Source organism: Streptomyces colonosanans, from assembly GCF_001866645.1.
Classification (GTDB): Bacteria; Actinomycetota; Actinomycetes; order Streptomycetales; family Streptomycetaceae; genus Streptomyces; species Streptomyces colonosanans.
On record NZ_MLYP01000060.1, the window covers coordinates 68,058 to 88,588 of the forward strand.

Annotated in this window: 15 protein-coding genes; 8 read left to right on the forward strand and 7 right to left on the reverse strand. The window is 71.1% G+C overall.

The annotated features are described in order from the left end of the window. Positions 1-208 precede the first annotated feature (208 nt). From BIV24_RS23800 to BIV24_RS23810, 3 genes are all read right to left on the reverse strand, one after another. The gene (locus BIV24_RS23800; protein ID WP_071368462.1) at positions 209-1,936 is read right to left on the reverse strand and encodes an ATP-binding protein; all 1,728 of its coding nucleotides are present in this window, start codon (positions 1,934-1,936) and stop codon (positions 209-211) included. Positions 1,937-2,055: 119 nt separating this feature from the next. Beyond that, positions 2,056-3,006 carry a ferredoxin family protein gene (locus BIV24_RS23805; protein ID WP_071368463.1) on the reverse strand — a complete coding sequence of 317 codons (951 nt, stop codon included), beginning with the start codon at positions 3,004-3,006 and terminating at the stop codon, positions 2,056-2,058. 137 nt (positions 3,007-3,143) lie between these two features. Beyond that, entirely contained in the window at positions 3,144-4,400 is a 1,257-nt protein-coding gene (locus BIV24_RS23810; RefSeq protein WP_071368479.1) for a citrate synthase, read from the reverse strand. Between the two features lie 96 nt (positions 4,401-4,496). Between BIV24_RS23810 and BIV24_RS23815 the strand changes: the two genes are divergently transcribed. Continuing rightward, entirely contained in the window at positions 4,497-5,663 is a 1,167-nt protein-coding gene (locus tag BIV24_RS23815) for a citrate synthase/methylcitrate synthase (RefSeq protein WP_071368464.1), read from the forward strand. A gap of 171 nt (positions 5,664-5,834) precedes the next feature. Here the strand turns inward: BIV24_RS23815 and BIV24_RS23820 are convergent, their stop codons facing one another. Together BIV24_RS23820 and BIV24_RS23825 are read right to left on the reverse strand one after the other, a co-directional pair. Next, complete coding sequence (locus BIV24_RS23820; protein ID WP_079168480.1) at positions 5,835-6,071, reverse strand: hypothetical protein; 237 nt, start codon at positions 6,069-6,071, stop codon at positions 5,835-5,837. Positions 6,072-6,189: 118 nt separating this feature from the next. Further along, positions 6,190-6,681 (reverse strand): DUF6082 family protein, encoded by a 492-nt coding sequence (locus BIV24_RS23825; RefSeq protein WP_245766917.1) that lies wholly within the window; start codon positions 6,679-6,681, stop codon positions 6,190-6,192. A gap of 410 nt (positions 6,682-7,091) precedes the next feature. Here BIV24_RS23825 and BIV24_RS23830 point away from each other — a divergent pair, with 410 nt between their 5' ends. Then, complete coding sequence (locus BIV24_RS23830) at positions 7,092-8,171, forward strand: CobW family GTP-binding protein (RefSeq protein ID WP_079168482.1); 1,080 nt, start codon at positions 7,092-7,094, stop codon at positions 8,169-8,171. Between the two features lies 1 nt (position 8,172). Here the strand turns inward: BIV24_RS23830 and BIV24_RS23835 are convergent, their stop codons facing one another. Further along, the gene (locus BIV24_RS23835; RefSeq protein WP_071368468.1) at positions 8,173-10,629 is read right to left on the reverse strand and encodes a DNA gyrase/topoisomerase IV subunit A; all 2,457 of its coding nucleotides are present in this window, start codon (positions 10,627-10,629) and stop codon (positions 8,173-8,175) included. A gap of 458 nt (positions 10,630-11,087) precedes the next feature. Here BIV24_RS23835 and BIV24_RS23840 point away from each other — a divergent pair, with 458 nt between their 5' ends. From BIV24_RS23840 to BIV24_RS23850, 3 genes are all read left to right on the forward strand, one after another. Then, a complete protein-coding gene (locus BIV24_RS23840; protein WP_071368480.1) occupies positions 11,088-12,464 on the forward strand; it encodes a M16 family metallopeptidase in 1,377 nt (458 codons plus the stop codon). Then, the gene (locus BIV24_RS23845) at positions 12,461-13,849 is read left to right on the forward strand and encodes a M16 family metallopeptidase (protein WP_071368469.1); all 1,389 of its coding nucleotides are present in this window, start codon (positions 12,461-12,463) and stop codon (positions 13,847-13,849) included. Before BIV24_RS23840 ends, BIV24_RS23845 begins: the two co-directional genes overlap by 4 nt. Positions 13,850-14,263: 414 nt before the next feature. Further along, entirely contained in the window at positions 14,264-15,016 is a 753-nt protein-coding gene (locus BIV24_RS23850; RefSeq protein WP_071368470.1) for a M23 family metallopeptidase, read from the forward strand. Positions 15,017-15,182: 166 nt separating this feature from the next. Here BIV24_RS23850 and BIV24_RS23855 read toward each other — a convergent pair whose 3' ends face one another. Next, positions 15,183-15,464 (reverse strand): HPr family phosphocarrier protein, encoded by a 282-nt coding sequence (locus BIV24_RS23855; protein ID WP_071368471.1) that lies wholly within the window; start codon positions 15,462-15,464, stop codon positions 15,183-15,185. Positions 15,465-15,793: 329 nt separating this feature from the next. Between BIV24_RS23855 and BIV24_RS23860 the strand changes: the two genes are divergently transcribed. Genes BIV24_RS23860 through BIV24_RS23870 form a run of 3 tightly spaced genes read left to right on the forward strand, consistent with a single transcriptional unit; the run spans position 15,794 to position 20,463 of the window. After that, a complete protein-coding gene (locus BIV24_RS23860; protein ID WP_071368472.1) occupies positions 15,794-18,634 on the forward strand; it encodes a bifunctional acetate--CoA ligase family protein/GNAT family N-acetyltransferase in 2,841 nt (946 codons plus the stop codon). 42 nt (positions 18,635-18,676) lie between these two features. Next, positions 18,677-19,273, forward strand: a complete 597-nt coding sequence (locus BIV24_RS23865; RefSeq protein ID WP_071368473.1) for a DUF5998 family protein — start codon at positions 18,677-18,679, stop codon at positions 19,271-19,273. After that, a complete protein-coding gene (locus tag BIV24_RS23870) occupies positions 19,273-20,463 on the forward strand; it encodes an alkaline phosphatase family protein (RefSeq protein WP_071368474.1) in 1,191 nt (396 codons plus the stop codon). The genes BIV24_RS23865 and BIV24_RS23870 overlap by 1 nt, the downstream gene beginning before the upstream one ends. Positions 20,464-20,531: the final 68 nt, after the last annotated feature.

Sequence of the window (20,531 nt, forward strand, 5' to 3'; positions counted from 1 at the left end):
CAGCGTGACCCGTCCCGTGGGCCGCAGGAGCTTCAGGCAGCTCCGGGCGGTCCGGACGGCTCGGCCCTGCGCGTTCGGTGATCTCCCGGGCGTACAGCGGGCCTCCGGCGGCCACCAGGGAACGGCGTACGAGATCGGCCGTGGTGAGCAGTGCACTGGGGACGGCACCGGCTCCGGACCCGCCGACAGGGCGCTGGAGACCGGGTCGTCATGATTCCTCCTGGGGGATCGGGTGGAGTACTCCCGGGACCCGTACCTCGTGCGCCGGTGTGTCCAGGGCCGGCACGAGGTCCTGCCCGGCCATCGGAGCCGACCGTTCCGGGCCGGGCTCCTCAAGTGCCTCCGGCAGTACGACGGTGAACTCGGCGCCCCCGCCGTGCGCCTCGCCCACCTGGGCGCTGCCCCCTTGGCGTTCGGCGAGGCGGCGCACCAGGGAGAGGCCGATTCCACGTTTGCCGTGGGCCGGAGGCTGCTTGGTGGACCACCCGTCCGTGAAGACCAACTCCCGTCGCTCGGCCGGGATTCCGGGCCCCGTGTCACGTACCCTCAGAACCGCTGTACGTCGCTCGGCGCGCAGTTCGATCTCCACGCGCGCGTGGGGGGTGCCCGCGACGGCGTCGAGTGCGTTGTCGACCAGGTTGCCGACGATCGTGACCAGACCCCTGGGGTCGATCAGCCGGTCCGGCAGCAGTGTCCGGTCCGCGATCCACAAGGCCACCCCGCGCTCGGCGGCCACCGTGGCCTTGCCCACCAACAGGGCGGCGAGGAGAGGGTCGTGGATCTTCTCGGTAACTTGTTCCGAGGTGGCCCGGTGATCGCCGACCACCTCGTCGATGAACTCCATGGCCTCGTCGTACATCTCCAGCTCGAGCAGCCCCAGGAGGGTGTGCATCCGGTTGGCGTGCTCGTGGTCCTGCGCGCGCAGAGCGTCGATCAGGCCGCGTGTGGAGTCGAGTTCACGGCCCAACTGCTCCAGTTCGGTGCGGTCGCGCAGGGTGGCGACGGCGCCTCCGTCGTCGGTGGGCATGCGGTTGGCGACGAGGACGCGGTGACCGCGCACGGTGAGCAGATCGGTGCCCGTGACGCGTCCGGCGAGCACATCGGTCGTACGGCCCGCGCCCAGCGCCTCGTCGAGGGACCGGCCGACGGCCTCGTCCCCGATGCCCAGCAGGCGCTGCGCCTCGTCGTTGAGGAGGCGTACCCGGCCCGCGCGGTCCAGCGCGACGACCCCCTCCCTGATGCCGTGCAGCATCGCCTCGCGCTCGGCGAGCAGTGCCGAGATGTCGGAGAAGGCCAGGTCGCGGGTCTGCCGCTGGACCCTGCGGGAGATCAGGTACGCGGCCAGGGCGCCAATGGCCAGGGCTGCGCCCGCGTAGGCGAACAGCCCCGGGATCGCGTGGATCAACCGGGTTCGCACGGTGTTGTACTTGATGCCCACGGAGACCGCGCCGATGATCCTGCCGTGTGCGTCCCGCAGTGGCACCTTGCCCCGGGCTGAGCGGCCCAGGGTGCCGCTGTCGATCCCCATGACCTCCTTGCCGGCCAGGGCCTCGCTCGGGTCGGTCGAGACGACCTTGCCGATCCGTGTGGGATCCCGGTGGGACCAGCGCACGTGCTTCATGTTCATCACCACGACGTACTCGGCGCCGCTGGCCTTGCGGATGCGCTCCGCCTCCGCCTGCACGGGTCCGTCCAGCGTCGGCCTTGTCGACTGCAGGTCCTCGGCGATCTGCGGCTGGGCCGCTGTGCTCTGCGCGATGGCGAGGGCCCGGCGCATCGCCTGGTCGTCCAGCAGACGGCTGAGCGGAGCCAGGAACAGTCCGGTGGCGAGTACGGCGACGCCCGCGGCGATCGCCACCTGCATCAGCAGGACCTGTGAGAACATCCGCCGCGGCAGACCGAGGCGCAGGCGCCGTGCGGAGGGAGAGGGACTCATGCGCACGAAGGTACGGGGACGGGCGCGGCCTGCCGAAGGGGGCGTGCGCGGATCGCTTGCGGGGTGCCTGCGAGACCTGTGACCAGGTCTGTACACGTGCCCTGCTCCCCCGGGGCTGCTCAGCCGTGCTCGGGGCCGACGGCGTCCGCGGGGCGCAACTCCCGTACCGCCACCACGTCCATCCGCGCCGGCGAACCGAGCGCCGCGCCGCAGCTCTCCGGGCGCGGCGGCAGCGAGGCGCCCCGTGCCACGATGACGCGCCACAGACGGCCGTCGGTGTGGGCGACGACGACCTCCCAGCGCGGTGCGGTGCCGTCTGTGCGGACGACGGTCAGCGCGTTCGCGGCGTACTCGCGGGCCGCCGTGCGCACCGCGAGTTCGGCGGCCTGCGCGGGCCGCTCCCAGGCGGAGCTGCCGCGGCATCCCTCGACCACGACCCTCCCCTCGCGCACCCCCTGGAGGACCTCCTTGACGTGCGGGGCCTGGGCCCGCCCGTAGGCGTATCCGAACGGCAGGACGAGCAGGGTGGGCGAGAAGCGGTGGCCGCCCAGATGGGTGACCTCCCAGACACCGTCCACTCCGGACGCGGACAGCTCGGCCGCGAGGGGGCGGCCGAGAAGGGCGCAGCAGCGGTCCCGCTTGCCGTTGGTGCACACGAGTGCGAGCGGATCGCCCGTGTGGGGCCGTCCTCGGAAAGCCGCGTCGAAGGTACGCGGGTCGCCCTTGCCGAGCGCCGCGAAGTCCAGGTCGAGCAGCCGTTCCGGCTCGGTCGTCGTGGCGGTGTGCAGCCATACGTTGCCCGGAACGGTGTGGGCCGCATACAGCCGCCGGGCGGCGGGTGTGCCGCAGTCGGCGTGGCGGCCGGGCCGGCGGATGAGCGCGATCCGTACGCCGGAGTCCTCCGCGGCCGCTTCGAGGGCGCGGCCGAGCGCCGGATCCAGGTGGCTCGATGTGAGTGCCTTGACACCCCACGGTCCGGGCTGCTCCAGGAGCAGCCATGTCCTGGCGGTTGCCGCGGTTCCCGCGAGGGGCTCGTCGAGGTCCCGGGATGTGGTCGTGCAGGTACTCACAGAGGCGAGCCTAACCTGACTCCGCAGGCGGTGATTTCCGGCCTCCCGGAGGGGGCGCGTTCAGGGCGCGTCGGGCGTGTGCCAGGGGGTGCGTGAAGCACGAGTGCGCAGCCGCTGCGAGGAGGCGCACGCCGGCCTCACTCGGGGAGCGGTTGTGGCGGACGGGCCCCCACGTACTGCCCGCTCGGACGCATGCGCAGCGGGCGCTCTTCGTACTCTTCCAGGGTGTGGGCGATCCATCCGGCCGTGCGCGCGACGGCGAAGACGGTCTCGCCCGCCGTGGCGGCCATGCCGGAGGAGACTGTGAGGACGGCGAGGGCCAGGTCGACGTTGGCGTGCAGGGATGTGTGGCGGGCCGTCGTGGCCACAATGTCCCGGGCCGCCGCCAGGGCCGGTGCCGCGGCCGGTACCTCCTCCAGGAGCGCGAAGAGAGCACGCGCGCGTGGGTCCTCGCCGGGATACAGCCGGTGTCCGAGTCCGGGGACACGGCGTCCGGCGCGCAGTTCGTCGGCGACCACGGGCGCCGCGGCGCCCCGGTCCAGGACGTCGAGCAGCATCCGGTGGGCGAGGCCGCTGGCCGCTCCGTGCAGGGGGCCTTCCAGTACGCCCAATCCGGCCGAAACGGCGGCGTACGCGTGTGCACGGGCGGACGCGGCGACGCGGACCGCGAGGGTCGAGGCGGCCAGGTCATGGTCGATGAGCAGCCCGAGTGCGGTGTCCAGCACGCGAAGTGAGGCCTCGTCGGCGCTGCGGCCGGTCAGCCGCCCCCACAGGCGCTGGGCCAGCGGTCCCGCGTCGCGGTGGTCGTGCCGCAGTGACGGGAGGGCGGCGACGAGGGTGGGGATGAGAGTGCGGGCCGTGCCGATGACCGTGTCCTGCGACAGATCGAAGCGGAGCGGATCGGCGGTGGCTGCCGCGATCACGGCGACCCGCAGGCGGTCGGTGGGGCCGCTGTGTTCGGGCAGGGCGTTCACGGCACGCCGGGCGGCTGTGACGGAGGCGTCCGGTGCGGTGAACGTGATCCCGGGCCGCAGCCGCCCCGTCCACAGCCAATCGGCGATCTCCTCGTAGGAGTGGCGCGCGGCCAGTTCCGTCGCGTCCACGCCGCGGAAGTAGTAGTGGTCCTTGCCGATCAGGGTGATGCCCGTACGGACGGAGAGTTCGCCGCCGGCGGGTGAACTTCCGCTCGGCTCACGTCTGTTGCGCCGGGCGAGGGCCGTCACTTCCCTGGCGTCGAAGGTGCTGCCGCGACCGCCGGGCTCACGTCGGCTGCTGAGCTGGCCGCGGCTGACGTATGCGTAGACGGTCTCGGGCTTCACGCCGAGCAGTTCGGCCGTCTCCTTGGTGGTGAGCCGGGTCCCGCCGTGACCGGGAGCCGCTTCTTGATCCCTCATGGCCGCCACCGTACCCATGGATGAAGTATTGATTCAATCAATATTGACAGGAATCGAGTCAAGAGTGGACAGTCACATCAAGTCCAAGGAGGAACCATGCCGATCAACACTGCCGCATCCACCTCCGTCGACGTGCCGCGAGGGCTCGCGGGCGTCGTCGTCACCGACACCGCATTGGGTGACGTCAGAGGGCGGGAGGGCTTCTACCACTACCGTCAGTACTCGGCCGTCGAACTCGCGCAGACCCGCGGCTTCGAGGACGTCTGGTACCTGATGGTCCACGGCGGACTGCCGGACGCGGCCCAGCGGTCCGCGTTCGCGGCACGGACGGCGGAACTGCGGCGCCTGCCCGATGACGTACGGGCCGTGCTTCCCGCCGTGGCCGCTGCGAGCGGCCGGTCCGGCCCGCTGTCGGGCCTCCGTACGGCACTCTCCCTGCTCGGCGCCGCCAAGAGGTTCCGGCCGGTGTACGACATCGACGCGGACCGGCGCCGCGAGGACACGATCGTGGCGACCGCGGCCGTCCCCACGCTGTTGACCGCGCTGTACCGGCTGGGCCGGGGCCTTGACCCCGTCGAGCCGCGGGAGGATCTGCCCCACGCCGCGAACTACCTGTACATGTTGACGGGGTCGGAACCGGACCCGGCGCGTGCGCGGGCCGTCGAGCAGTACTTGATCTCGACTATTGACCATGGATTCAATGCATCAACATTCACGGCGAGGGTGATCGCATCGACGGGGGCTGATGTGGCGGCGGCCCTGACCGGTGCCGTCGGCGCTCTGTCCGGCCCGCTTCACGGGGGCGCACCGAGTCGCGCCCTGGACACCCTCGACGCGATCGGCACGCCCGACCGCATCGACTCCTGGATCCGCGAGCGCGTCCTCGCGGGCGATCGCATCATGGGCTTCGGCCACCCCGTCTACCGTACGGAGGACCCCCGCTCGCGCATGCTCCGCGGTATCGCAGAGCGGTTCGGTGGCCCGCTGGTCGACTTCGCCATCGAGGTCGAGCGCCACGTGGAGGCGATCCTGGCCGAACTGAAGCCCGGCCGCGAACTCCACACGAACGTGGAGTTCTACGCAGGCGTGGTCATGGAACTCTGCGGCCTGCCGCGCGAGATGTTCACCCCGACCTTTGCGACGGCCCGGGTGGTCGGCTGGAGCGCCAACATCCTGGAACAGGCGGAGGACTCGAAGATCATCCGCCCGGCGGCCCGGTATGTGGGGCCGGTGCCGCCGGTGGCGGTGCCGGAGATGTCCTGAGACACGGCTGAGGTCCGGCACCGGTCTGGTGTCGGACCTCGTGAGTTCAGTGCGAGCGCTGACCGGGGGTGGCAGAGGGTCGGCTCGCCGTCCGGAGGCGGTCCTCAACGGGGTGGCCAAGAGGGTGGACCTCGAGGGGGTCAACAGCGGGTGGTCGACGCTGCGCGGCCGCTACTGGTCGGGAATGTCGGCCTTCGCCCTGACAAGGGTCTCTCGGCTGACGATGACGATGCGCTCATAGTCCGCACGTGCGGCGTCAGGGGGGAGTTCACTGTCGAGCGTCGCCGTCGCCTCAGTCCCGATGACGGCGAAGTTGCCGTCGCTGAGTTCAAAGATGTCTGGGCAGGTTTCACCGGTCATGCTCCCGCGTTCGCGTGGAGAGACACCGATGCGCCGCACGATTTTCAAGGAAACCCCGTTCCTCTGGTTTCAGGAGTGAAAACGGGGACAGGGTAGCCCAACTGTCAAGTGGCAAAAGTGTCCACCCTTGAGCCAGGCGGCGGCATGTGACGGTGTGTCGAGCCGCTCAGTGCGGGTCGTCTTCGGCGGGAGGTTCACCCACGACCCACCACTCCTCAATGTCTGATTCGTCCAAGTCCTGACTGAGTGCGTCCACCATTCTGCCCACCCGGGCCTCCGCGGATTCCGTCTTGAGGCTGGCACGGTGGTGCCGTGTGGCCTCCCAGTATTCGCGGAATATGACGTTCCGGACGAGTACGCGCAGATGGCCGTGCAATTCCTCCAGATCAGCGACGCCCGTCCGGTACCCGAACAGAGCATTCGAGTACAGGGCGTTGGCGAAGAGGTACTGGCGCCGCTGTGTGGGTGAATCCGTCTCTACGGTGCTCAGCACGGCGGCGAGATCGGGATCTTCCAGTGCCTTGCCCAGGAGGTACAGCTGGAGGCGGTGATACTCCCGCAGGCCGTCCCTCTTTTTCGCCTCCTCGGCCTGTCGGCGGAGTTCGGCCTGCCGCCGGTGCAGGGAGGCCAGCGCTGCCAGGGCTCCCGCAGCGAACATGAGTCCCGCGGTGGCGGAGCCCAGCTCTCGTGTCCCAACCTTCCGTGTGACCATGTCAACCCCCGAATCAGGCGACCGTCCGCCGGCCGTCGGGTGCGGGTCGACTGGTGGGGACCGGCGAGCGATGGGCGGCGCGCTTGCCGCCTCCCAGGGTGCCGAGTGGCGCTGACCGGCGGGAAGGCGGAGAGGAGGCGCACGGAAGGAAGCGAGGGGCGTGTTTCCCGGCGCCATGCTCAACGTGTGCCCCACGAGCGCCGCTGACAATCGTTCACTCTGCCGGGTCCTGTCCCTCGTATCCTGGGTCGGCCGTACGGGAGTCGGCCCGGCCCGGCAGGAACCGGTCCACGGACCGTCCCCGTACGCCGCCGGTACGCGGTCCGGTGCAATTGCCAGTGGAGAAGGGACGCACCGTGAGCCAGTCGTCGGGTCCGCAGCAGATCCCGGTCGTGATCATCGCCGGATACCTGGGGTCGGGCAAGACCACCCTGCTCAACCACCTCCTCCACCACAGTGGGGGCAGCCGCATCGGCGCCGTCGTCAATGACTTCGGGGACATCGAGATCGACGCGATGGCCGTCGCCGGTGCGCTCGGGGACTCCACCGTCTCCCTCGGCAACGGATGCCTGTGCTGCGCCGTCGACGCCAGTGAACTCGACCTCTACCTCGACCGTCTTGCCCAGCCCTCCGCCGGCATCGACGTCATCGTCATCGAGGCGAGCGGACTGGCCGAACCCCAGGAACTCGTGCGCATGGTGCTCGCCAGCGAGTTGCCGCGCATCGTCTACGGCGGACTGGTCGAGGTCGTCGACGCGGTGGAGTTCGACGCCACACGGGCGAGGCATCCCGAACTCGACCGTCATCTCGCGCTCGCCGACCTCGTCGTCGTCAACAAGACCGACCGGGCCGAGGACAGCGAGCGGGTCCTCCGGCTCGTCCGGTCGCTCGCCGACCGGGCCGCCGTCGTCCCGGCCGTCCACGGGCGTATCGACCCCGAGTTCCTCTTCGACCGCCGGGCGGCCGAGGAGCGGATCGGCCAGCTGACCTTCGATGACCTCCGCCTGCCCGAGGCCGGGCACGACGACCCCTCTCGCGCCCACCTGCACACCGGATACGACAGCGTCTCCTTCCGTTCCGACCTGCCGCTGCACCCCCGGCGCCTGTTGGACTTCCTCGACAGCAGGCCGGAAGGCCTCTACCGGATCAAGGGATACGTCGACTTCGGCGCGGCCGATCCGTGCAACCGGTACGCCGTGCACGCCGTGGGGCGGTTCCTGCGGTTCTCCCCGGAGCCGTGGCAGGCCGGCGACGAGCGGCTCACCCAGCTCGTTCTCATCGGGTCCGGCATCGATGCCGACGCACTGCTCAAGGAGCTGGAGGCGTGCCCGGACGACGCCCCGCACGCCGACGAGCGCAGCATGTGGGGCGTCCTTCGCTATGTGCAGGGCGAGGAGGCCGAGGCTCCGGGGAGCCCCGGCGACCTCGTGGGCTGACCTACAGCGCTCCCGCCACCACCGCGACCGTCTTCGGCAGTGACACGCCCGAGCCGTCACGCCGCGGGTCGAGTTCCGGCAGCTCGGCGGGCGCGCCGTTCTTCTGCGCGGCCAGGGCCGGCACCGCGCCCGCCCAGGCGAACGCCAGGCAGTCCTCGCCCTTCAGGAACCGCTGGCAGCGGACGCCGCCCGTGGCGCGGCCCTTGCGCGGGTACTGGTCGAACGGCGTCATCTTGGCCGTCGTCTGGACCGAGTCGTCCAGCGTGCCGCGCGAGCCGGCGACCGTGAAGACCACCGCGTCCACCGCCGGGTCCACCGCCGTGAAGGAGAGCACCTTCGCGCCGTCCGAGAGCTTGACCCCGGCCATGCCGCCCGCGGGGCGGCCCTGTGGGCGCACCTGGGACGCCGGGTAGCGCAGCAACTGCGCATCGTCCGTGATGAAGACCAAATCCTCCTCGCCGGTGCGCAGTTCGACCGCGCCGACGATCCGGTCGTCCTCCTTGAGCGTGATGACCTCCAACTCCTCCTTGTTCGCCGGGTAGTCGGGCACCACGCGCTTGACGACGCCCTGTTCCGTGCCGAGCGCGAGGCCCGGGGAGGACTCGTCCAGCGTCATCAGGCAGACCACCGTCTCGTCCGCCTCCAGGGAGACGAACTCCGAGATCGGCGCGCCCCCGGACAGGCTCGGCCGCGCCGCCGTCTCCGGCAGCTGCGGAAGGTCGATCACATTCAGCCGCAGCAGCCGTCCCGTGGACGTCACCACGCCCACCTCGCCGCGTGCCGTCGCCGGGACGGCGGAGACGATCACGTCGTGCTTCGCGCGCCTGCCGTCACTCTCCTCCGTGAACGGGTCACCGTTCGCCGTGCGGGCCAGCAGGCCCGTCGACGACATCAGCACCCGGCACGGGGCGTCCTCGACCTGGAGCGGGACAGTCGGGGCCGGGGCGCCGGAGGACTCCAGCAGTACCGTGCGCCGCTCCGTGCCGAACTTCTTGGCCACCGCGGCCAGTTCCGTGGAGACCAGCTTGCGCAGCTCCGCGTCCGACTCCAGGATCCGGGTCAGCTCCTCGATCTCGGCGTTGAGCCTGTCCTTCTCCGCCTCCAGTTCGATGCGGTCGTACTTGGTGAGGCGGCGCAGCGGGGTGTCGAGGATGTACTGCGTCTGGATCTCGCTCAGCGAGAAGCGCTCCATCAGGCGCTCCTTCGCCTGGGCGGAGTTCTCGCTGGAGCGGATCAGGCGGATGACCTCGTCGATGTCCACCAGCGCCGTGAGCAGGCCCTCGACCAGGTGGAGGCGGTCGCGCCGCTTGCCGCGGCGGAACTCCGAGCGGCGCCGTACGACGTCGAAGCGGTGGTCGAGGTAGACCTCCAGCAGCTCCTTGAGCCCCAGCGTGAGCGGCTGCCCGTCGACCAGCGCCACGTTGTTGATGCCGAAGGACTCCTCCATCGGCGTCAGCTTGTAGAGCTGCCCCAGGACCGCCTCCGGCACAAAGCCGTTCTTGATCTCGATGACGAGGCGCAACCCGTGCTCGCGGTCGGTGAGGTCCTTGACGTCGGCGATGCCCTGGAGCTTCTTCGAACCGACCAGGTCCTTGATCTTGGCGATCACCTTCTCCGGGCCGACCGCGAAGGGCAGTTCGGTGACGACGAGGCCCTTGCGGCGCGCCGTCACGTTCTCCACGGACACCGTGGCCCGGATCTTGAACGTGCCGCGCCCCGTCTCGTAGGCGTCACGGATCCCGGAGAGACCGACGATCCTGCCCCCGGTGGGCAGATCGGGGCCCGGGACGTGCTTCATCAGGGCTTCCAGATCCGCGTTCGGATACCTGATCAGATGGCGGGCGGCCGCGATCACCTCGCGCAGGTTGTGCGGCGGCATGTTGGTGGCCATGCCGACCGCGATGCCCGACGAGCCGTTCACCAGGAGGTTCGGAAAGGCGGCGGGCAGGGCCACCGGCTCCTGCTCCTGGCCGTCGTAGTTGGGGGCGAAGTCGACCGTGTCCTCGTCGATCGACTCGGTCATCAGGCTCGTCGCCTCGGCCATGCGGCACTCGGTGTAACGCATGGCGGCAGGCGGGTCGTCGTTGCCCAGCGAGCCGAAGTTGCCGTGGCCGTCGACCAGGGGGACACGCATCGAGAACGGCTGGGCCAGGCGCACCAGGGCGTCGTAGATCGACGCGTCTCCGTGCGGGTGCAACTTGCCCATGACCTCGCCGACGACGCGGGCGCACTTCACATAGCCGCGCTCGGGGCGCAGCCCCATCTCGTTCATCTGGTAGACGATCCGCCGGTGCACCGGCTTGAGGCCGTCACGTGCGTCCGGCAGGGCCCTGGAGTAGATGACCGAGTACGCGTACTCGAGGAAGGAGCCCTGCATCTCGTCGACGACGTCGATGTCGAGGATCTTCTCCTCGTACGAGTCCTCGGGCGGCGGGGTCTTCGTGCTGCGGCGGGCCATCGCTGCCGGCTCCTTCACAGTCTGTGCTGGGCATGAACGGATGTCTGTCGCGGACCATTGTGGCCCGCCGCACCGACAACGCGGACCATGCCCCGTCCTTGGGGCCCGGGCCCGGGGCACGCGCACCTGGACCGCGGCTTCCTCGGTGCCGGGTGGCGACGACCGCGATCCGCTCCCGGACCGGCTCGCTCCCGGAGCGGCCGAGGGACGGTCGTGGCGGTCGGCCCCGGCCCACCGGGGCACGCCCCGCCGTCCGCGGATCGCCGCACGATGCCGGTACCCGGCACGTCAACCGCGCATGCCATCCCCCACCCCCCGTGATCCCTCCGTAATCATGGTCTCGCTCTCGGCGTACGACGCCCGGGAACTTCGCCACCCGTCCGCACGCTTGCATACAGTGACAGGAACGGCAGGAAACTGTGGTTTCCGCGACAGCTTCCGCGATCGAAGGGACGTACATGCCCATGGGTCACACGGCCACAGCCGAGGCAGGCTCCGGCGGCCTGACAGCGACCGAGCACCGTCTGGCCAACGGCCTGCGCGTGGTGCTCTCCGAGGACCACCTGACCCCGGTCGCGGCGGTGTGCCTCTGGTACGACGTCGGCTCGCGTCACGAGGTCAAGGGGCGCACGGGCCTCGCCCACCTCTTCGAGCACCTGATGTTCCAGGGGTCGGCCCAGGTCAAGGGCAACGGCCACTTCGAGCTGGTGCAGGGCGCCGGCGGCTCGCTCAACGGCACGACCAGCTTCGAGCGCACGAACTACTTCGAGACCATGCCGACCCACCAGCTGGAGCTCGCCCTCTGGCTGGAGGCCGACCGCATGGGTTCCCTGCTCGCCGCGCTCGACGACGAGTCCATGGAGAATCAGCGGGACGTCGTGAAGAACGAGCGCCGCCAGCGCTACGACAACGTCCCGTACGGCACCGCCTTCGAGAAGATGACCGCCCTCGCCTACCCGCAGGGTCACCCGTACCACCACACGCCGATCGGGTCGATGGCGGACCTGGACGCGGCCACCCTGGAGGACGCGCGTGCCTTCTTCCGCACGTACTACGCGCCCAACAACGCGGTCCTCTCCGTCGTCGGCGACATCGACCCCAAGCAGACCCTTGCCTGGATCGAGAAGTACTTCGGGTCCATCCCGTCCCACGACGGCAAGCCCGAACCCCGCGACGGCTCACTGCCCGACATCATCGGCGAGCAGCTGCGCGAGGTCGTCGAGGAGGAGGTTCCGGCGCGTGCCCTGATGGCCGCCTACCGGCTGCCGCATGACGGCACGCGTGCGTGCGACGCGGCCGACCTGGCGCTCACCATCCTCGGCGGCGGCGAGTCCTCCCGCTTCTACAACCGGCTCGTACGGCGGGACCGCACCGCCGTCGCCGCCGGGTTCGGCCTGCTGCGGCTCGCCGGGGCGCCCTCCCTGGGCTGGCTGGACGTGAAGACCTCCGGCGATGTCGAGGTGCCCGTCATCGAGTCCGCCATCGACGAGGAACTCGCCCGGTTCGCCGAGGAAGGCCCCACAGTCGAGGAAATGGAGCGAGCCCAGGCCCAGTTGGAGCGCGAGTGGCTGGACCGGCTCGGCACGGTCTCGGGCCGCGCCGACGAACTGTGCCGTTACGCCGTGCTGTTCGGCGACCCACAGCTCGCCCTGACCGCCGTGAAGCGCGTGCTCGAGGTCACCGCCGAGGAGGTGCAGGAGATCGCCAAGGCCCGGCTGCGCCCGGACAACCGCGCAGTGCTCGTGTACGAGCCGGTCAGCGCCGAGGCCGAGACCCCGGAAGCCGAAACAACCGCCGCCGAAGGCACCAGCAACGACGAGGAGTCGGCGAAGTGACCGAGCTCGCGACCATGGACTTCCACCCGCAGCCCCAGCCCGGCGAGGCCAGGCCCTGGGCCTTCCCGGCGCCCGAGCGCGGCACGCTCGACAACGGTCTGACCGTCCTGCGCTGCCACCGCCCCGGCCAGCAGGTCGTCGCCGTCGAGGTGCTCCTCGACGCGCCCCTGGACGCCGAACCGGCCGGCCTCGACGGCGTCGCCACGATCATGGCGCGCGCCTTCTCCGAGGGCACCGACCGGCACTCCGCAGAGGAGTTCGCCGCCGAACTGGAGCGCTGCGGCGCCACGCTCGACTCGCATGCCGACCACCCGGGTGTCCGCCTCTCCCTCGAAGTGCCCGCCTCGCGTCTGCCGAAGGCACTCGGACTGCTCGCCGACGCCCTGAGGACGCCGGCGTTCGCGGACAGTGAGGTCGAACGCCTGGTGCGCAACCGCCTCGACGAGATCCCGCACGAGATCGCGAACCCGGCCCGCCGTGCCGCCAAGGAACTCTCCAAGGAGTTGTTCCCGGCGTCCTCGCGCATGTCGCGCCCCCGCCAGGGCACCGTGGAGACGGTCGAGGCCATCGACTCCGCGGCCGTCCGCTCCTTCTACGAGCGGCATGTACGCCCCGCGACGGCCACAGTCGTCGTGGTCGGCGACCTCACGGGGACCGACCTCGACGCGCTCCTCGGCGACACGCTCGGCGCCTGGACGGGGGAGCCCGCCAAGCCGCGCCCCGTGCCGCCGGTGACCGCCGACGACACCGGCCGCGTGATCGTCGTGGACCGCCCCGGCGCCGTCCAGACACAGTTGCTCATCGGCCGTGTCGGCGCCGATCGCCACGACCGCGTATGGTCCGCGCAGGTCCTCGGCACGTACTGCCTCGGCGGCACCCTCACCTCCCGCCTGGACCGCGTCCTGCGCGAAGAGAAGGGCTACACCTACGGTGTGCGGGCGTTCGGCCAGGTGCTGCGCTCCGCGCCCGACGGCACGGGCGCCGCGATGCTCGCCATCAGTGGTTCCGTCGACACGCCGAACACCGGCCCGGCGCTCGACGACCTGTGGAAGGTGCTGCGCACCCTCGCCGCCGAGGGACTGACGGACGCGGAGCGCGATGTCGCCGTGCAGAACCTGGTGGGTGTGGCGCCGCTGAAGTTCGAGACCGCGGCGGCCGTCGCGAGCACGCTTGCCGACCAGGTCGAGCAGTACCTGCCGGACGACTACCAGGCGACGCTCTATCAGCGGCTCGCCGCCACGGGCACGGTGGAGGCCACGGCGGCGGTTGTGAACGCCTTCCCGGTCGATCGTCTGGTGACCATCCTGGTGGGCGACGCCGCGCAGATCGCGGAGCCGGTCAAGGCGCTCGGTATCGGTGAAGTGAGCGTCGTACCGGCCGAGTAGCACGGCGCCCGGCGCGCACGGGCGCGATGACCTCACAAGGGCCCTGGTGACTGTTCCGTCACCAGGGCCCCGTCTCTTGGGAGTTTGTCCGTATTGCCACAGAGGTTGCCTCTCTGCCCTGTGGGATGCGCTACAAATCCCGGGATCCGTTTGTTGAGAGCGAGAGGGCCCCTTAGCGTCGGTCGGGCTGTCCGTCAGGCAGTGCGCCGCATCCGCGGCACCGGACAGCCATCGCCGAGTCCCCGTACGGCGCGAGCCAGGGGAGCCGGGGACCCCACCACAGCCCCTGGGTTGAATCGGGCGTGAGCCCGTAGGGGACCTTCCTGCTCCGAACCCTTCCCCAGGGCCTGGACGGCCTGGGGACCCCCAGGGCTGACCCGGTAGGCGAGAGGGAAGGAAAGGACCAGCCACTTCATGGCGTTCACCTGCGCCACCGGGAAGCACCGTCGTCAAAGCCGCACGACGCGCACGGCCACGAACGCCATGGGCGTCGCGGCGCTCACCTCCACCGGAGTCATCGGCACCCTGGCCTCCCCGGCGCTAGCCGCCGACGACTCCGTCGAGCAGACCGGACTGATCCAGGCCGTCAGCCTCGGCGACTCGGTCGCCGAGCAGATCGACGCCCAGGCCGTCGCCCAGAAGCAGGCGGCCGAGCAGAAGAAGGCCGCCGAGGCCGCGCGCAGGAAGGCTGCGGAGCAGGCGAAGAAGGAGCGCGAGGCCAAGGAGCGCGCCACGCGCGAGGCCGAGCGCAAGCGCCTGAACACGCTCGTGGCGCCGATCTCCGGCTCGTACGTCTCCACCGGCTACCGCAGTGGCGGTTCCCTGTGGTCCTCCGGCACCCACACCGGTATCGACTTCCACGCCGCCACGGGGACACCTGTGCACGCGGTCGGCGTCGGCACCGTCGTCGAGGCCGGCTGGGGCGGCGCGTACGGCAACCAGATCGTCATCAGGATGCACGACGGCACCTACACGCAGTACGGCCATCTGTCGTCCATCGGCGTCTTCGTGGGTCAGAGCGTCACCCCGGGCCAGCAGATAGCCCTCTCCGGCGCCACCGGCAACGTCACCGGGCCGCACCTCCACTTCGAGGCCCGTACGACCCCGGAGTACGGATCGGACATCGATCCCGTCGCCTACCTCCGGTCACACGGGGTGAACATCTGACGCAGCGCTTCCGCCACGGGCGGAGCCGCATGCGCTGCGTGATCGGCTCACGGATCCGCTGTGCCCGCGCCGCTCGACAGCCGTGCGACACCGTCGCGTATGCGTCGGAGCCGCGTCCGCCGTTGAACGGCCGACGCGGCTCCGCAGTGCTTCGGTGCCCGGAGGGTCAGACGGTCTCGGGCAGCTCCTCGAGACCCTCGGCGACCAGCTTGGCCAGACGGTCGAGCGCGGCCTCCGCGCCTTCCGCGTCGGAGGCGAGGACGATCTCCTCGCCGCCCTGGGCACCCAGGCTGAGAACCGCCAGCATGGACGCGGCATTGACGGGCGCGCCGCCGGCCTTGGCGATCGTCACGGGGACGCCGGAGGCCGTGGCGGCCCGGACGAAGATGGAGGCGGGGCGGGCGTGGAGACCCTCGGCCCAGCCGACGTTGACGCGGCGCTCAGCCATGTGATGCTGCCCTTCGGGTGTATCAGGGTTGTCTAGACCAGTTTCCCATACGGTGCGGCGAACCCGGAGCCGGCACCGTGTGCCCTCGGGCCTTGGACGGTCCCGGCTCGGTCCCCTCAGCCTGCCTCGCGCCGCTGTCGGACGCGAGCCTTACGACCTGGGGAGCAATAGGGAGCGGGTGAAGGAGCGGCGTCCGGTGCGGTCGATCGCAAGGCGCCGGAAGGTCCTCGTAGCGGAGCTATTAGGACATTTCGGCAACGCCGTGAGCGGCCGTGCCGGACGCCGCGACGCCGCTCCCTATTGCTCCCCAGGTCGTTAGTCTGGGGCCCATGCAGACCGCGTCGGACCGGCACGAATACCCCGCCCACTGGGAGGCCGACGTGGTGCTCCGCGACGGCGGCACCGCGCGCATCAGGCCCATCACCGTCGATGACGCCGAGCGACTCGTCCACTTCTTCGAGCAGGTATCGGACGAGTCGAAGTACTACCGCTTCTTCGCGCCGTACCCTCACCTGTCCGCCAAGGACGTGTACCGCTTCACGCACCACGACTTCGTGGACAGGGTGGGACTCGCCGCCACGGTCGGCGGTGAGTTCATCGCCACCGTGCGCTACGACCGAGTCGGTGCCGGAGGGCTGCCCGCCTCCTCCACTGCCGGAGGGGGTGACGCGCCCGCCCCCGTCGACACGGCCGAGGTCGCCTTCCTGGTGCAGGACGCGCACCAGGGGCGGGGCGTCGCCTCCACCCTCCTCGAACACATCGCCGCGGTGGCCCGGGAGCGCGGCATCGGCCGGTTCATCGCCGAGGTGCTGCCCGCCAACACCAAGATGATCAAGGTGTTCACGGACGCCGGGTACCAGCAGAAGCGCAGCTTCGAGGACGGTGTCGTCCATCTGGAGCTCGACCTGGAGCCCACCGACCGCTCCCTGGCCGTGCAGCGCGCACGGGAGCAGCGGGCCGAGGCGCGGTCCGTGCAGCGGCTGCTCGCGCCCGGCTCGGTGGCCGTGATCGGTGTGGGCCGCAAGCCTGGGGGAGTGGGCCGCAGTGTCCTCGGCAACCTCAGGGACGGAGGGTTCACCGGCCGCCTCTACGCGGTGAACAGGGCGTTCCCCGAGGGACGGACGGAACTCGACGGGGTCCCCGCCCACCGCTTCGTCCATGACATCGCCGACCCGGTCGATCTCGCCGTCGTCGCCGTCCCCGCGGAGCACGTCCCCGAGGTCGTGGCCGAGTGCGGGGAGCACGGGGTGCAGGGACTCGTGGTCCTCTCCGCGGGATACGCCGAGAGCGGTCCCGACGGCCGGGAGCGGCAGCGGGAACTGGTGCGGCAGGCGAGGTCGTACGGGATGCGGCTCATCGGGCCGAACGCCTTCGGGATCATCAACACCTCGCCTCAGGTCCGCCTCAACGCGTCCCTGGCGCCCGAGATGCCGCGCCCCGGACGCATAGGACTGTTCGCCCAGTCCGGCGCCATCGGGATCGCGCTGCTGTCGCGGCTGCACCGGCGCGGGGGAGGGGTCACCGGGGTCACGGGCGTGTCGACCTTCGTCTCCTCCGGGAACCGGGCGGACGTGTCGGGCAACGACGTCCTCCAATACTGGTACGACGCCCCGGACACCGATGTCGCCCTCATGTATCTGGAGACCATCGGCAACCCGCGCAAGTTCACCCGGCTCGCGCGGCGGACGGCCGCGGTCAAGCCGCTGGTCGTGGTGCAGGGGGCGCGGCACGGAGGTGCTCCGCAGGGACATGCCGTACGGGCCACGCGGCTGCCGCACGCCACGGTGTCCGCGCTGCTGCGACAGGCCGGGGTGATCCGCGTGGACACCATCACCGAACTGGTCGACGCGGGGCTGCTGCTGGCCCGGCAGCCGCTGCCCGCCGGGCCCCGGGTGGCGATCCTCGGGAACTCCGAGTCGCTGGGGCTGCTGACCTACGACGCCTGCCTGGCCGAGGGACTGCGGCCGTCGCCGCCGCTCGACCTGACGACGGCGGCGTCGGCCGAGGACTTCCACCGGGCGCTGTCCGCGGCACTGGCCGACGACTCGTGCGATGCCGTCGTCGTGACCGCGATCCCGGCGGTCGGCGAGGCCCCGGCGCGGGACGAGGCACTGGCGGAGGCCCTCCGGTCGGCCGCCGCGGCGGCTCCCGCAAAGCCGGTGCTCGTGGTGCACGTGGAGCTGGGCGGGCTCGCGGAGGCGCTGTCCGCGGCGGCCAGCACGTCCCCGCGGGCGCAGCGGGGCGACCTCCCGCGCCCCGCGGAGCGACCGGCCACCGCGGTGGAACCCGTCCAGGCGCCGGACGAGCCCCGTCCCATACCCGCCTATCCCGCCGCCGAGCGCGCCGTCCGGGCCCTCGCCGAAGCCGTCAAGTACGCACAGTGGCGGCGCGAGGCCGCCGAGCCCGGCAAGGTGCCCGAGTACGAGGACATCGACGAGAAGGGCGCCGCCGAACTGATCGACGGGCTGCTCACGCGGGGGCAGGGGCTGACGCTCGGCACGGACGAGACCTGCGATCTGCTCGCGCGGTACGGCATCCACGTACGCAAGGCGCTGCCCGCGCCCACGCCCGGGGCCGCCGTCGAGGCCGCCCGCGCGATCGGCTACCCGGTGGCCCTCAAGGCCACCGCCCCGCATCTGCGGCACCGCGCCGACCTGGGCGGGGTACGGCTGGATCTGGCCGACGAGGAGCAACTGCGCCGGGCGTACGCCGAGTTGAAGGAGCTGTTCGGTCATCCGGAGGAGCTGCGGCCGGTCGTCCAGGCAATGGCTCCGCGCGGGGTCGACACGGTCGTGCGTGCGGTCATCGACCCGGCGGCCGGGGCCGTACTGTCGTTCGGACTCGCCGGGGCCGCCTCGCAGCTGCTCGGTGACACGGCGCACCGGCTGATCCCGGTCGCCGACCGTGATGCCACCTCCCTGGTCCGGTCGATCCGGACGGCGCCGCTGCTGTTCGGCTGGCGCGGCTCCGACCCCGTGGACACCCCCGCCCTCGAAGAGCTGATGCTGCGCGTGTCGCGGCTGGTCGACGACCATCCGGAGGTCGTCGCGGTCACCCTGGAGCCGGTCGTCGTCGCCCCGCACGGCCTGAGCGTGCTCGGTGCCACCGTGCGCCTCGCGCCGCCGCCCGCCCGCGACGACCTCGGCCCGAGGAGGCTCCCGGGGTACTGAGCGGCGACAAGCGGTGCCTCGCAGTCAGTACGTCCCCGTAGGATGGACGTCATGGCCAAGACCAGTACGACGACCCAGGGGCTGCGCACGGCGATCGAGCGCAGCGGCTATTACCCGGCTCTCGTGGCCGAGGCGGTGGAGGCCGCGGTGGGCGGCGAGCCCATCCGGTCGTACCTGGTCCACCAGGAGACCACCTTCGACGCGAACGAGGTGCGCCGGCACGTGACCGTGCTGGTCCTCACCGCCAACCGCTTCATCGTCAGCCACACCGACGAACAGGCCGCGGACGACACCTCCCCGACGCCGTACGCGACGACGTCGACGGAATCGGTGAAGCTCGGCCGGATCTCGTCGGTCGTCGTCAGCCGCGTCGTCGCCAACCCCGAGTCGTACACCCCGGGCACGCTGCCCCGCGAGGTCGTCCTGACCATCGGCTGGGGCGCCGTCTCCCGCATCGACCTGGAGCCCGCCGCCTGCGGCGACCCCAACTGCGAGGCCGACCACGGCTACACCGGCAACTCGACGGCGGACGACCTCAGCCTCCGCGTCAGCGAGGCCGGGGACGGACCGGAGACGGTGCGCGAGGCACTCGCCTTCGCGCAGTCCCTCTCCGAGGCGACCGCGGACATCACCCGCTGATGGCGCTGTCCACCTGGGAGGACCACCCGGAGCCGCTCGCCGTCGGCTCCGCACCCCTCCCCGAGTACGGCACCGGCTCCCTGGCCGATCTCCTGCCCACCCTGGCCGCGGGCATGGGAGTGCCGGGCCAGACCGCCGCCATAGCGGAACTGACCGCCGCCGACCGCAACTGCGTCTTCCTGGTCGACGGGCTCGGCTGGGAGCAGCTGAAGACACATCCCGACGAGGCGCCCTTCCTGGCCTCGCTCCTGGCGTCCTCCCGCGGTGGCACCGGCCGCCCGATCACCGCCGGCTACCCGGCGACCACCGCGACCTCGCTCGCCTCCGTCGGCACCGGTCTGCCGCCCGGCGCGCACGGCCTGCCCGGATACTCGGCGCGCAACCCCGAGACCGGCGAGCTGATGAACCAGCTCCGCTGGCAGCCCTGGACGGACCCGCACGCCTGGCAGCCGTACCCGACGATCTTCCAGCTCGCGGACGCGGCCGGCGTCCACACGGCGCAGGTGTCCTCCCCGACCTTCGAGAGCACCCCGCTGACCAAGGTCGCACTGAGCGGTGGGAGGTTCCACGGCCGTCTGACCGGCGAGGACCGCATGGACCTCGCGGCCGCGCAACTGGCCGCGGGCGACCGCTCCTTGGTGTACACGTACTACGCCGAGCTCGACGGCGCCGGTCACCGCTTCGGTGTCGACTCGGACACCTGGCGTGGCCAGCTCATGTACGTCGACCGGCTCGTCCAGCGCCTGGCCGAGCAGCTGCCGCCGCGCACTGCCCTGTACGTCACCGCCGACCACGGCATGATCGACATCCCCTTCACCGAGGGGCACCGCATCGACTTCGACGAGGACTGGGAGCTGCGCGCCGGGGTGGCCCTGCTGGGCGGCGAGGGGCGTGCCCGGCACGTCTACGCCGTGCCGGGCGCCGAGAACGACGTCCTGACCTGCTGGCGCGAGGTGCTCGGCGAGCAGTTCTGGGTGGCCTCGCGAAACGAGGCGATCGCGGCCGGCTGGTTCGGTCCGCACATCGACGAACGGGTGTACGCGCGCATCGGTGACGTCGTCGCCGCGGCCCGCGACGATGTGCTCATCATCGCCTCCGAGCGGGAGCCGAAGGAATCGGCGATGGTCGGGAACCATGGATCGATGACGGCCGTGGAACAGCTGGTGCCCCTGCTGGAAGTCCGTACCTGAGCGGGGGCGCACCCCAGCGCCCGATGCGCTCCCGATGATCCGCACGCCCCCCCGCCCTCCCCGAAAGG

Coding starts and splice junctions, on each gene's coding strand:
- BIV24_RS23800 (WP_071368462.1), bottom strand. CDS start 1,936: ATGAGTCCCTCTCCCTCCGCACGGCGCCTGCGCCTCGGTCTGCCGCGG.
- BIV24_RS23810 (WP_071368479.1), bottom strand. CDS start 4,400: ATGAGGGATCAAGAAGCGGCTCCCGGTCACGGCGGGACCCGGCTCACC.
- BIV24_RS23815 (WP_071368464.1), top strand. CDS start 4,497: ATGCCGATCAACACTGCCGCATCCACCTCCGTCGACGTGCCGCGAGGG.
- BIV24_RS23825 (WP_245766917.1), bottom strand. CDS start 6,681: ATGTTCGCTGCGGGAGCCCTGGCAGCGCTGGCCTCCCTGCACCGGCGG.
- BIV24_RS23835 (WP_071368468.1), bottom strand. CDS start 10,629: ATGGCCCGCCGCAGCACGAAGACCCCGCCGCCCGAGGACTCGTACGAG.
- BIV24_RS23840 (WP_071368480.1), top strand. CDS start 11,088: ATGCCCATGGGTCACACGGCCACAGCCGAGGCAGGCTCCGGCGGCCTG.
- BIV24_RS23850 (WP_071368470.1), top strand. CDS start 14,264: ATGGCGTTCACCTGCGCCACCGGGAAGCACCGTCGTCAAAGCCGCACG.
- BIV24_RS23855 (WP_071368471.1), bottom strand. CDS start 15,464: ATGGCTGAGCGCCGCGTCAACGTCGGCTGGGCCGAGGGTCTCCACGCC.
- BIV24_RS23860 (WP_071368472.1), top strand. CDS start 15,794: ATGCAGACCGCGTCGGACCGGCACGAATACCCCGCCCACTGGGAGGCC.
- BIV24_RS23865 (WP_071368473.1), top strand. CDS start 18,677: ATGGACGTCATGGCCAAGACCAGTACGACGACCCAGGGGCTGCGCACG.
- BIV24_RS23870 (WP_071368474.1), top strand. CDS start 19,273: ATGGCGCTGTCCACCTGGGAGGACCACCCGGAGCCGCTCGCCGTCGGC.